Raw genomic sequence first — 12,765 nt, 5'->3', positions numbered from 1 at the left:
ATGACGACTCCGCCACTCACCGTCGAGCAACTCGTGCGTCAGCCGATCGAAGCGATCATCCCGCATCGCGGCAGCATGCTGCTGCTCGACGCGATCGATACGTTCGCCGACTCCGCGCTCAGCGCGTTCGCCTGCGTCGATCCGCACGCATGGTATGCCGACGCCGCCGGCGCAATGCCCGCGTGGATCGGCATCGAGGTGATGGCGCAGGCGATCGCCGCGCACATCGCGCTCGTCGCGATGCGCGGCGGCGGCCATGCGCGTCACGGCGTGCTGCTAGGTTCGCGCAGCTATCAGGCGTTGCAGCCGGTGTTCCGAAGCGGCGCGCGCTTGCGCGTTCACGTGAGCGAACTGCTGCGCAGCGACGCAGGCCACAGCGCCTACGAATGCACGATCGACGACGGCGAGACGCGCTGCGCCGAAGCCGTGATCAAGGTGTTTCAACCGCCCGATTTCCAGTCATTCATCGAAGGGAGTATCAGTACATGAGCCGGCGAGTTCTCGTTACCGGCGCAAGCCGCGGCATCGGCCGAGCGATTGCGTACAAGTTGGCCGCCGACGGTTTCGCCGTGACCGTGCATTGCCGCACCGGACGCAGCGAAGCCGACGCGGTCGCGACAGGCATCGCCGCGCAGGGCGGCACGGCGCGCGTGCTGCAGTTCGACGTGCGCGAACGCGCCGCGTGCCGCGAGGCGCTCGAAGCCGACGTCGCCGCGCACGGTCCGTACTACGGCATCGTGTGCAGCGCGGGCGTCACGCGCGACGCGGCGTTTCCAGCGCTCACCGAAGAAGACTGGGACGTCGTGATCGAAACCGGCCTCGATGCGTTCTACAACGTCGTGCATCCGCTGACGATGCCGATGGTGCGCGCGCGTCAGGGCGGTCGTATCGTCACGATCGCTTCGGTGTCGGGCGTGATGGGCAATCGCGGCCAGGTCAACTACAGCGCGGCGAAGGCGGGGCTGATCGGCGCGACCAAGGCGCTCGCGGTCGAACTCGCGTCGCGCAGTATCACCGTCAATTGCGTCGCGCCCGGGCTGATCGAAACCGGCATGCTCGAACAGGTCACGGTCGACCACGCGTTGAAGACCGTGCCGATGAACCGCGTCGGCCAGCCGGCGGAGGTCGCGTCGGTGGTGAGCTTTCTGATGTCGGATGGCGCGTCGTACGTGACGCGCCAGGTGATCGGCGTGAACGGCGGGATGGTCTGATGAAGCGTGTCGTCATCACCGGCATGGGCGGCGTGACCGCGTTCGGCGATAACTGGGACGCGGTTCAAGCGCGCCTGAAGCGCGGCGAGAACGCGGTGCGCCGCATGCCCGAGTGGGACTACTTCGAGTCGCTGCATACGCGGCTCGCGTGTCCGCTGCCCGAGTTCACGACCCCCGCGCATTACCCGCGCAAGAAGGTCCGCTCGATGGGCCCGGTGTCGCTGTACTCGGTGCGCGCGAGCGAACTTGCGCTCACCGATGCAGGCCTCGCCGAAGACACGGCCATCGCCGACGGCCGCATGGGCGTCGCGTACGGTTCGTCGTCGGGCTCGGTGCAGCCGATCCGCGCGTTCGGCACGATGCTCGAAACCGGCTCGATGAGCAACGTCACGTCGAACAGCTATGTGCAGATGATGCCGCACACGGCCGCCGTCAACGTGAGCCTGTTCTGGGACCTCAAAGGCCGCATCATCCCGACCTCGTGTGCGTGCGCGTCGGGCAGCCAGGCGATCGGCTATGCGTACGAGGCGATCCAGTCCGGCAAGCAGACGCTGATGCTGGCGGGCGGCGCGGAAGAGTTGTCGGGTCCGGCGGTCGCCGTGTTCGACACGCTGTACGCGACCAGCACGCGCAACGACGAGCCGCATCTGACGCCGCGTCCGTTCGATGCCGCGCGCGACGGCCTCGTGGTCGGCGAGGGCGCGGCGACGCTGGTGCTGGAAGAGTACGAGCACGCAATGGCGCGCGGCGCGCGGATTCATGCCGAGGTGGTCGGCTTCGGCTGCAACTCGGACGGCGCGCACATGACGCAACCGACCGCCGACACGATGGCGCTCGCGATGCAGCTCGCGCTGCGCGACGCGCAATTGGCGCCCGAAGCGATTGCCTATGTGAACGCGCACGGTACGTCGACCGATCGCGGCGATATCGCCGAAAGCCATGCGACCGCGCAGACCTTCGGCGCGCGCATGCCGATCAGCTCGCTGAAAAGCTATGTGGGCCACACGCTCGGCGCGTGCGGCGCGATCGAAGCGTGGTGGACGATCGAGATGATGAAGCACAACTGGTACGCGCCGACGCTGAATCTCGATCACGTCGATCCGGCTTGCGCGCCGCTCGATTACATCGTCGGCGGCGCGCGCGAGATCGACGCCGAGTACGTGATGAGCAACAACTTCGCGTTCGGCGGCATCAACACGTCGCTGATTTTCCGGCACGTTCGATGAGCGGCGGCCTGCAACGCGTGGTCGTGACCGGCATGGGCATCGTGTCGTGTCTCGGCAATACGCTCGACGAAGTTTCCGCTGCATTGCGTGCGGGGCGCTCGCGCATCGAGCGTATCGACGCGTGGCGCGAGCGCGGGTTTGCATCGCAGGTTGCCGGCGTCGCGTCGGTCGCGCACGAGGCGCCGTTCGAGCGCAAGCTCGAACGCTTCATGGGCGACACCGCGCGCTTCGCGTGCCACGCGGCGCAACGCGCGATCGCCGATGCGGGGCTAGACCTCGTTTCGTTGCAGTCGCCGCGCGCGGGCGTCGTGATCGGCTCGGGCGTCGGCACGTTAGCGAGCTACGACGCGGCGCTCGCAATCGCGCAAACGCGCGGCGTCGACAAGGTGCCGCCGTACACGGTGCCGCAGGCGATGAGCAGCACCGCGTCGGCGAACGTCGCGCAGATGTTGGGGCTCGAAGGCGTCAGCTATTCACCGTCGTCGGCATGCACGACATCGGCGCTCGCGATCGGGCAGGCGATGCAACTGATCCAGACCGGCCGCCAGCAGATCGTGCTCGCGGGCGGCAGCGAAGCGCTGCACGACAACACGACGCTGATGTTCGACGCGATGGGCGCGTTATCGCGCCGTTTCAACCACACGCCGGCGAGCGCATCGCGTCCGTACGACACGCAGCGCGACGGCTTCGTGATCGCGTCGGGCGGCGGCGTGCTGGTGCTCGAAGCGCTCGATCATGCGCTCGCGCGCGGCGCGCGCATTTACGCGGAGCTGAGCGGCTTCGACGATTGCACCGATCCCGCGGGCATGGTCGCGCCGCGTGCGGCCGGCATCGCGCGCGCGATGCGCGGCGCGCTCGCGCAGGCGGGCCGCCGTCCCGACTACGTGAACACGCATGCGCCGTCTACGCCGCTCGGCGATCTCGAAGAACTGCATGCGTTGCGCGACGTGTTCGGTGCATCGGCGCAAGGGGTGCCCGCGTTTTCGTCGACCAAGGGCATGACAGGTCATTCGCTCGGCGCGTGCGGCGCGCACGAAGCGATCTATACGCTGCTGATGATGCGCGACGGCTTTATCGCGGGCACGGCGCTGGTCGAGACGCCGGAGCCGCAAGTGCGTGATATGCCGCTCGTGCGCGCGACGCGCGACGCGCGCATCGACACGGCGATGTCGGTTTCATTCGGGTTCGGCGGTAGTTGCGCGAGCCTGATGTTCGAAGCGTGGCGCGGTCCGCATACGGCGCGGCCGCCCATGCAAACCGTTGGAGGAGTGATTTGAACAGCGATTCTTCAAAGCGGACCGTGGTCGACGTTGCGATCATCGGCGCGGGTCCGGCCGGCGCGGTAGCTGCCGCGCTATTGCGCAAGGCCGGCCGCTCGGTGCTGGTGCTGGAGCGTCAGCATTTTCCGCGCTTCTCGATCGGCGAGAGCCTGTTGCCGCAAAGCATGGCGTACCTCGAAGAGGCCGGCATGCTGCAGGCCGTCGTCGAGGCGGGTTTCCAGTACAAGAACGGTGCGTATTTCGTGTATCGCGACCAGACCTCGTCGTTCGACTTCCGCGACAAGCATTCGCCGGGCTGGGGCACCACGTACCAGGTCGAACGCGCGCTGTTCGACGACGTGCTGATTCGCTGCGCCGCCGGGCAAGGCGCCGACGTGCGCTTCGGTCATACCGTGAGCGCAGTAAAAACGGGTGCGGCGCCGGTGCTCGACGTCGCCGATGAAGCTGGGCACACATATCAGGTCGAAGCGGGATTCCTGCTCGACGCCAGCGGCTTCGGGCGCGTGCTGCCGCGCCTGCTGAAGCTGGAGACCCCGACGCGCATGCCGACGCGCGCCGCATTGTTCACGCACGTGCGCGACGGCCTCGCGCTCGATGTCATCGATCGCAACAAGATCTGCATCGCGACGCATCCCGAGCGTCGCGACGTGTGGTTCTGGATGATTCCGCTCGCGGGCGGCCGCTCGTCGGTGGGATGTGTCGCCGAGGCGAGCTTTCTCGACGTGCCGGAAGGCGAGCGCGAGGCGGCGCTGCGCGCGCTGATCCAGCAGGAGCCGACGCTGAACCGGCTGATCGGGCAGGCGCCGTTCCTGATGCCGGTGCGGAGAATCGGCGGCTACGCGGCGAACGTCGCGAGTCTGCACGGGCCGGGCTATGCACTGCTCGGCAATGCGGGCGAGTTTCTCGATCCGGTGTTTTCGTCGGGGGTGACCATCGCCCTGCGCTCCGCGCATCTGGCGGCGCGCGCGCTGAACCGGCAGCTCGACGGCGAGAAGGTGGACTGGTCAGCCGATTACGACGTGCCGTTGCGCAAGGGCATCGACACGTTCCGCGCGTTCGTCGAGCGCTGGTACACGGGCGAGCTGCAGGACATCATCTACTACCCGGAGCAGGTGACGCCGATCCGTCGGATGATCTGCGCGGTGCTCGCCGGTTATGCGTGGGACGAGTCGAATCCGTATGTCGCGGACCCGGCGCGGCGGCTCAACGCTTTGCACGAGGTGTGCAAGGCGGGCTGAGGCCCCCGTCAACCGAGCGAGTCTCAAGCCGCGATCTTCGCGCGCCCCGGCACGTGCTGGCGCGCGTCGTCGCGGCGGTGCACGCGCTTGCCGGCCGCATACGTTTCATACACCGCACGATCGTCGCCGAGCAGCGCGAACGCGAACAGCAACTCTTCGAGCGATTCGCGCCGCGCGGTGCGGCGCGCGAGCAGCGGCGTCGCCTGCGGATCGAGCACGACGAAATCCGCTTCTGAGCCGTCCCTCAGCGTGCCGACCTTGTCGCCGAGATCGAGCGCTTCGGCCGCGCCCGCGGTCGCCAGATAGAACATGCGCGTCGCCGTCAGATGATGGCCGCCGAGGCGCGCAACCTTATGCGCTTCGTTCATCGTCTGCAGCATCGAGAACGACGTGCCGCCGCCGACGTCGGTCGCGAGCGCGATCGGCATGCCGGCCGAGTCGGCCTTCTCGAAGTCGAACAGCCCGCTGCCGAGGAACAGGTTCGACGTCGGGCAGTGCGACGCGAGCGCGCCGGTTTGCGCCATGCGCTTGCGGTCTTCGTCGTCGAGGTAGATGCAATGGCCGTACACCGCGCGGCGGCGTAAAAGCCCGTAGTGATCGTAGATGTCAAGATAGCTGCGGTGGCCGGGGAACAGCTCGGCGACCCATTTCACTTCGTCGGTGTTTTCCGCGACGTGGCTCTGGATGAACACGTCCGGATGCAGTCGCGCGAGCGCGCCGCATGCTTCGAGTTGCGCCTCGGTCGAGGTCGGCGCAAAGCGCGGTGTCAGCGCGTACATCTGGCGGCCGCGATTGTGCCAGCGGCCGATCAACTCGGCGCTGTCGTCGTAGCCCGATTGCGCGGTGTCGCGCAGGAATTCGGGGCAGTGGCGGTCCATCAGCACCTTGCCGGCGACCATGCGCAGATTGCGCGCTTCGCTCTCGGCGAACAGGGCGTCGGCGGATTCCTTGTGCACCGTGCAGTACACGAGTGCGGTCGTCGTGCCGCAGGCGAGCAGTTCATCGACGAAAAAGCTCGCGGTGTCGCGCGCGTGGTCGATGTCGGCAAAGCGGTGCTCGGTCGGGAACGTGTACGTATCGAGCCACGGCAGCAGACCCGGCGCCGGCGACGCGATCATGTCCGTCTGCGGATAGTGGATGTGCGTATCGATGAAGCCCGGCACGATCAGCTTGTCGCGTCGCTCCACGATCTGGGTGCCGGGCGCGAGCCGCGATGCGAACGCCGCATACGCGTCGGCCGCGACGACGCGGCCGTCTTCGACGATCAACAGACCGTCCTCGTGAAACACAGCGGCGTTCGGCGCGTGCGCCGGATCGCCGTTGAAGGTCAGCAGCGGCGCACGGAATGCAGTCTGTGCCGCTTGCGCGGTATGAGCCGATTCAGTCATGGAAAAGCTGTCTCCGAATGTTGAAAGCTGGGCGGCGCAGGCAACGGTTTCCCGGTTCGGGGTCTTACCGATCCCTGAACGAAGCGAAACCGCTGGCCGCCGACGTCAGTCGAGGCCGGTCAGTTGAAATCCATTAACGCGTGGCTTACTGCCGCCAGTGCGCGTCGAGCTTAGCGATCAGCATCGCGCGTTCCTCGGGCGTCACGAACGACGCCTCGAAGCCGTTGCGGATGATCGTGTAGACCTCGGCGTCGTCGAGCTTCAGCGCGTCGATCGTCGCCAGATAGTTCGCGTTCACGTAGCCGCCGAAATAGGCCGGATCATCGGAATTGACGGTCACCGCGACGCCGCGATCGAGCAGCTCCTTCAGCGTGTGTTTGGTCAGGTCGTCGAACACGCACAGCTTCAGATTCGACAGCGGGCACACGGTGAGCGCGACGCGCGTGTCGGCGAGGCGCGTGACGAGCGCCGGGTCCTCGATGCTGCGCACACCGTGATCGACGCGGTCGACTTTCAGCACATCGAGCGCTTCGTAGATGTAGGACGGCGGGCCTTCCTCGCCCGCATGCGCGACGAGCTTCAGACCGAGCGCGCGGGCCTTCGCGAATACGCGCTCGAACTTCGACGGCGGATGACCGCGCTCCGACGAATCGAGCCCGACGCCGATCAGCCGATGCTGGTACTGCTCGAAGAGGGGCAGCGCTTCGTCGAAGGTGGCGAGCGCGTCGTCCTCGGACAGATGGCGCAGGAAGCACAGGATCAGCTTGCTCGTGATGCCGCGCTTCTCCGCGTCGGCCAGCGCGCGTTCGATGCCGGCCACCACGGTTGCGATCCGCACGCCGCGCTCGGTGTGCGTCTGCGGGTCGAAGAAGATTTCGCTATGCACGACGTTGTCGGCGACACAGCGCTCGACGTAGGCCATCGTCATGTCGTAGAAGTCCTGCTCGTGCAGCAGCACGCTCGCGCCCGCGTAGTAGATGTCGAGGAACGATTGCAGATCGGTGAACGCATAAGCCGCGCGCAATGCTTCGACCGAGTCGTACGCGAGCTTCACGCCGTTGCGCTGCGCGAGCGCGAAAATCAGTTCCGGTTCGAGCGAGCCCTCGATGTGGATATGCAGCTCGGCCTTCGGTGCGCGCGCGGTTTTCTCGGCGAGCGCAACGGCGGAAACGGGGGTAGCGGTTGTCGTATTCATGGTGATTTGGAATTGTGTATGGGGTAGTGAGCGGTGCGGCTCGCGGATCAGACCGACTGCGTCGCGTGGCGCGCGCCCGCGTTCGCCTCGACCGCCTGCAATACCTGCGCGGCCGCCGAGATCGCGATGACCTCGGGCGACTTGTCGACGATGCCCTCGACGCCGAGCGGACACTTCATCCGCGCGATCCGCGCCGGATCGATGCCGTGCGCCGCGAGCCGGTGCTCGAACTGCTTGCGCTTGGTGTGCGAGCCGATCATGCCGAAGAACGCGAAATCGCCGCGCCGCAGGATGCGCTCGGCGAGGTCGAGATCGCGCGCGTGGTTGTGCGTCATCACGATGAAGTACGTGTTCGGCGCGGCCTGATCGATCGCTTCGTCGGGTGCGTCGTTCGCGTCGATCGTCACGTTCGGCGCATGCAGCGTATCGAGCGGCGGAAACTGCGCGTCGCGTTCGTCGACCCAGCGCACCGTGCACGGCAGCGTCGCGAGCACGCGCACGAGCGCCGCGCCGACGTGACCGGCGCCGAACAGCACGACGGCGAATTCGCCCGGCGCGATGGTTTCGGTCAGCAACGCGCTGCTGTCGTCGAAACCGGCGCCGTCCCACAGCAGACAGTCGGCTCCGTCGATGCCGGGCTCGGGCTCGGACAGCATCACCGCATCCGGCGCGGGGCCGAATGATACGCTACGCACCGTCGATTGCCCCGCCGCGAGGCGCTTGGCGAGCGACGCGAGCCAGCCGAGATCGCCGACGTCGAGCCGCTCGAATGCGAGGACCACGGCGCCGCCGCAGCACTGCCCGAGGCTCGGCCCCAGCGCGAAGCGTTCGAGCCGCCGCATGTGCGGTGCGCGCATGCCGTCGCGCAGCACCTGGCGCGCGGTCTCGATCGCCTTCCATTCGAGGTGGCCGCCGCCGATCGTATGCCTGGCCGCCTCGCGCGTGACGATCATCTTGGTGCCGGCTTCGCGCGGCGCCGAACCTTCGACGCGCGCGACCGTCACCAGCACGGCGGCGTCGCCATGTGCGAGCAGATGTTGCAGGTCAGTGAGCCAGGCTTGCATCCGGCGATTCTCCTTGCGGGGCCGCGTCGGGTGTCGGCGCGGCGGGTGGCGTGGGGGTGTCGGCGCTGTCGGGGTGCGCGGCGGCTTCGGTCGGATCTGCGTGCTGGGACGCGTCCGACGCGCTCAACGCGTCCAGCGCGTCGAGTATCGCCTCGGGCGTCGCGGGCGCGCGCAACAGCGGAGCATGTTGCGCGCCCGGCACCGCGGCTGCGATCGCGTCGCGAATCGCTAGAAACACCGAGAACGGCAGCAGCAACGGCGGCTCGCCTACGGCCTTCGAGCGGAACACGGTCGGCTCCGCATTGCTGTTGTCGTAGAGCCGCACGTGGAACGCGGCGGGCGTGTCGCTGACCGCGGGAATCTTGTATGTCGACGGCGCGTGCGTCATCAGGCGGCCGTCGCGGTTCCACCACAGCTCTTCGGTGGTGAGCCAGCCCATGCCCTGAATGAAGCCGCCTTCGATCTGGCCGAGATCGATCGCCGGATTGATCGATTGGCCCGCGTCGTGCAGCACGTCCGCGCGCACGAGCTTCCACTCGCCGGTCAGCGTATCGACGACGACCTCCGACACCGCCGCGCCATACGCGAAGTAATAGAACGGATGACCGGTCAGCGTCTTCGCATCCCAATGCACTTTCGGCGTCGCGTAGAAGCCGTCCGACCACAACTGCACGCGCGCGAGATACGCGGCGTTGACGAGCTGTTCGAACGGCAGCGCGCCACCGTTCACCGATACGCTGCCGCGCGCGAACTGCACGTCGCTCGCGTCGCCGCCGAGCTGGCGCGCCGCGACTTCGGCGAGCCGTGCGCGGATCGTCTGCGCGGCGGCTTCGGCTGCCATGCCGTTCAGATCGCTGCCGGTGGAAGCCGCGGTCGCGGAGGTGTTGGCGATCTTCGAGGTATCGGTCGCCGTCACCCGCACGCGCGATAGCGGCAAGCCGAACTGATTCGCGACTACCTGCGCGACCTTCGTGTTGAGCCCCTGGCCCATCTCGGTGCCGCCGTGATTGACGAGCACGGAGCCGTCCTTGTACACGTGCACGAGCGCACCGGCCTGATTCAGGAACGGCACGTTGAACGAGATGCCGAACTTGACCGGCGAAAACGCGAGGCCGCGTTTGAGCACGGGACTCTTCGCATTGAATTCGGCGAGCGCCGCGCGCCGCGCGCGGTAGTCGCTCGAAGCGAGCAGCGCGTCCGTCAGCGGCGCGATGATGTTGTCTTCGACGCGTTGTCCGTATGGCGTCGTATCGCTTTCGCCGACGCCGTAGTAATTCGCGAGCCGTACGTCGAGCGGATCGAGCCGCAACTCGCGCGCGATGCCGTCGAGCAGCACCTCCATCACGAGCGCGCCCTGCGGTCCGCCGAAGCCGCGAAACGCGGTGTTCGACTGTGTATTGGTCTTGCAGCACAGCGCGACGATATCGACGTCGGGCAGGTAGTACGCGTTGTCGAAGTGGCATACGGCGCGCGTCGCGACCGCGCCCGACAGATCCGCGGAGTAGCCGGCGCGCAGCGCGATTTCGACGCGCACGCCGAGCAGGCGGCCCTGATCGTCGAAGCCCGCCTCGTATTCGTAGACCGCGTCGTGGCGCTTGCCGGTGATCAGGAAGTCGTCGTCGCGATCGGCGCGCAGCTTGACCGGCCGACGCAAGCGTTGCGCCGCGAGCGCGGCCACGCACGCGAATAGCGCCGATTGCGATTCCTTGCCGCCGAAACCGCCGCCCATGCGCCGGCATTCGCACACGACGTTATGCGCGGGCCAGTCGAGCATATGCGCGACCACCTGCTGCATTTCGCTCGGATGCTGCGTCGAACTGTAGACGAGCATGCCGTCCATCTCCTTCGGCACCGCATAGGCGATCTGGCCTTCGAGATAGAACTGCTCCTGGCCGCCGACCTCGAACGTGCCGGCCAGTCGATGCGGCGCGGCGGCGATCTTCGCGTCCGGATCGCCGCGCCGCAGATGCAGCGGCGGCAGCACGAACTGCTTCGCGGCTTTGGCATCGGCGGCGGTGAGGATCGCGTCGAGCGGCTCGTAGCGGATCACGTCGTCGCTTTTCGCGAGCGCGGCCGCGCGGCGGGCGAGTTCGTGAGTTTCGGCGATCACCGCGAAGACCGGCTGACCGAGGTACAGCACTTCGCCGTCGGCGAGGATCGGATCGTCGTGCAGCACCGGGCCGCAATTGTTTTCGCCGGGGATATCGTCGGCGCCCAGCACCGCGATCACGCCGGGCGCGTTTCTGACCGCGGCGAGATCCATCGACACGATCCGCGCATGCGCATGGCGCGATAGGCCGAGCGCCGCGTGCAGCGTGCCGTGCAGCTCGGCGATGTCATCGGTGTAGGTCGCTTCGCCGCTCACGTGCAGCGCGGCGGATTCGTGCGGCAGCGGCACGCCGATCGACGCGCTGCTACTGCCATCGTTAGGCGTTGCATCGCGTTGATCGGCATGCTCGCCCGCGCGTTCGATAAAGGCATCGGTCCGGTTCATCACGGCGACTCCTTCGCGACGGCTGTGTCCGCTTCGAACGCGAACGCGTTGACATCGCAGAGCGCGAGCGGCGCGTCGTCGCGCGTTTCGAGGTAGAAGCGCCACAGCAGATTGCGCGCGACCTTCAGCCGATATGCGCTCGATGCGCGCATGTCGGTGAGCGGCTGGTAGTCGGCGGCGAGCGCGTCCATCGCGCGACGGGCGGTTTGTTCGTTCCACGCCGCGCCGTCGAGCGCGGCTTCGGCATGCGCGGCGCGCTTCGGTGTCGCCGCCATGCCGCCGAACGCGACGCGCGCCGCGCGGATCGTGCCGTCTTGCGCGACGTGCAGCGCAAACGCCGCGCACACCGCCGAGATGTCCTGGTCGTAACGCTTCGCCACCTTGTAGGTGCGAAACCGCAGCGCGCCTGCCGGGCGCGGCACGCGCAGCGCGCTGACGAATTCGCCGGCCGCGAGCGCGGTCTTCTGATAGCCGAGGTAGAACGCGTCGAGCGGCAGCGTGCGGGTCGTGCGATCGCGGCGCAGTTCGACCTCGGCGCCGAGCGCGAGCAGTGCCGGCATCGAATCGCCGATCGGCGAGCCGTTCGCGACGTTGCCGCCGAGCGTGCCCGCATTGCGGATCGGCAGCGAGGCGAAGCGCGTCCATAGTTCGGCGAGCTCGGGGTAGTCGGCGGTGAGCGCCGCGTACGCGTCTTCGAGCGTGGCCGCCGCGCCGATCGTCAGCGTTTGCGCGTCGCGCGCGATCGTCTTCAACTCGGCGACGTTGCCGATGTACAGCAGGTCGCCGAGATCGCGAAACTGCTTGGTGACCCACAAGCCGACGTCGGTGCTGCCCGCGACGATGCGCGCGTCCGGATACTGCGTGCGCAGCGTCGCGAACGCGTCGAGCGTGAGCGGGGCGTGGAAGGTGGGTGCGCCGAACGCGGCGCCACGGGTGTCGGGGGCGCTGTATTCGAACGTGTCTTTGCGCTGCAGCGTGCGCAGCGTGGCCGCGACCGCATCGCGGTCGAGCCCGACGCGCGGATGCTGCGCGTAGTCGAACATCTTCTGCGCGGCATCGATGATCGGCCGGTAGCCGGTGCAGCGGCACAGATTGCCGGACAGCGCGGCGTCGATTTCGTCGCGGGTCGGCAGGCCGGCGCTGGCGGGCTGGTTCTCGTAGAGCGCCCACATCGACATCACGAAGCCGGGTGTGCAGAAGCCGCATTGCGAACCGTGACAGTCGACCAGCGCCTGCTGCACCGGATGCAGCGCGCCGTTCGCGGCGCGCAGGTCTTCGACGGTGAAGAGGGCGCGGCCGTCGAGCGTCGGCAGGAACTGGATGCAGGCGTTGACCGCCTTCAGAGTGAGCTCGCCGCGCGCGTCGAGTTCGCCGATCACGACCGTGCACGCGCCGCAGTCGCCTTCCGCGCAGCCTTCCTTGGTGCCGGTGCAGCGCAGATCCTCGCGCAGGTGCTGCAGCACGGTGCGCGTCGCCGGAACGCCCGCGACCTCGCGGACGGACCCCTGGTGATAGAAGCGGATGGTTTGCGTTGTCATGGCGGATCGGAAGACAGTGCGGACCGGGCGCGCGTTACGCATGGGGTCGCAAAAGCCGGCCTCGCGCACGTAGATCGCCATCCATACCCGAAGATAGCACTACCCCGGCCCGAAAATATTTCCCCCGTCGC

10 protein-coding genes are annotated in these 12,765 nt (G+C 67.6%); 5 read left to right on the top strand and 5 right to left on the bottom strand.

The features are described from left to right. From AB3X94_RS27065 to AB3X94_RS27045, 5 genes are read left to right on the top strand one after another with little or no spacing between them, the layout of a single operon-like run. Positions 1 to 489, top strand: a complete 489-nt coding sequence (locus AB3X94_RS27065; protein WP_176105349.1) for a beta-hydroxyacyl-ACP dehydratase — start codon at positions 1 to 3, stop codon at positions 487 to 489. Further along, positions 486 to 1,211, top strand: a complete 726-nt coding sequence (locus tag AB3X94_RS27060) for a 3-ketoacyl-ACP reductase FabG2 (RefSeq protein ID WP_176105350.1) — start codon at positions 486 to 488, stop codon at positions 1,209 to 1,211. The genes AB3X94_RS27065 and AB3X94_RS27060 overlap by 4 nt, the downstream gene beginning before the upstream one ends. Then, positions 1,211 to 2,437 (top strand): beta-ketoacyl-ACP synthase, encoded by a 1,227-nt coding sequence (locus tag AB3X94_RS27055; RefSeq protein WP_176105351.1) that lies wholly within the window; start codon positions 1,211 to 1,213, stop codon positions 2,435 to 2,437. The genes AB3X94_RS27060 and AB3X94_RS27055 overlap by 1 nt, the downstream gene beginning before the upstream one ends. Then, positions 2,434 to 3,714 carry a beta-ketoacyl synthase gene (locus AB3X94_RS27050; RefSeq protein WP_368613193.1) on the top strand — a complete coding sequence of 427 codons (1,281 nt, stop codon included), beginning with the start codon at positions 2,434 to 2,436 and terminating at the stop codon, positions 3,712 to 3,714. Before AB3X94_RS27055 ends, AB3X94_RS27050 begins: the two co-directional genes overlap by 4 nt. Beyond that, positions 3,711 to 4,955: an NAD(P)/FAD-dependent oxidoreductase gene (locus AB3X94_RS27045; RefSeq protein ID WP_368613192.1), complete on the top strand. Its 1,245-nt coding sequence runs from the start codon at positions 3,711 to 3,713 to the stop codon at positions 4,953 to 4,955. The genes AB3X94_RS27050 and AB3X94_RS27045 overlap by 4 nt, the downstream gene beginning before the upstream one ends. Before the next feature lie 23 nt (positions 4,956 to 4,978). On the opposite strand, the gene guaD is transcribed toward AB3X94_RS27045, so the two are convergent. The 5 genes from guaD to xdhA form a co-directional block, all read right to left on the bottom strand. Continuing rightward, positions 4,979 to 6,343, bottom strand: a complete 1,365-nt coding sequence (gene guaD, locus AB3X94_RS27040; RefSeq protein ID WP_368613191.1) for a guanine deaminase — start codon at positions 6,341 to 6,343, stop codon at positions 4,979 to 4,981. Between the two features lie 145 nt (positions 6,344 to 6,488). Further along, positions 6,489 to 7,538, bottom strand: coding sequence for an adenosine deaminase (locus AB3X94_RS27035; protein WP_368613190.1), 1,050 nt, complete (start codon positions 7,536 to 7,538; stop codon positions 6,489 to 6,491). A 47-nt stretch (positions 7,539 to 7,585) separates the two neighbouring features. Further along, a complete protein-coding gene (gene xdhC / locus AB3X94_RS27030) occupies positions 7,586 to 8,602 on the bottom strand; it encodes a xanthine dehydrogenase accessory protein XdhC (RefSeq protein WP_176105356.1) in 1,017 nt (338 codons plus the stop codon). Further along, a complete protein-coding gene (gene xdhB, locus AB3X94_RS27025; protein WP_368613189.1) occupies positions 8,583 to 11,096 on the bottom strand; it encodes a xanthine dehydrogenase molybdopterin binding subunit in 2,514 nt (837 codons plus the stop codon). The genes xdhC and xdhB overlap by 20 nt, the downstream gene beginning before the upstream one ends. Continuing rightward, positions 11,096 to 12,634, bottom strand: a complete 1,539-nt coding sequence (xdhA, locus tag AB3X94_RS27020) for a xanthine dehydrogenase small subunit (RefSeq protein WP_368613188.1) — start codon at positions 12,632 to 12,634, stop codon at positions 11,096 to 11,098. The genes xdhB and xdhA overlap by 1 nt, the downstream gene beginning before the upstream one ends. Positions 12,635 to 12,765: the final 131 nt, after the last annotated feature.

This window comes from Paraburkholderia sp. BR10923 (genome assembly GCF_040948765.1).
GTDB classification, from domain to species: domain Bacteria; phylum Pseudomonadota; class Gammaproteobacteria; order Burkholderiales; family Burkholderiaceae; genus Paraburkholderia; species Paraburkholderia youngii.
The sequence above is the reverse complement of the archived record's forward strand: the minus strand, read 5'-3'. Positions and strand labels throughout refer to the sequence as shown.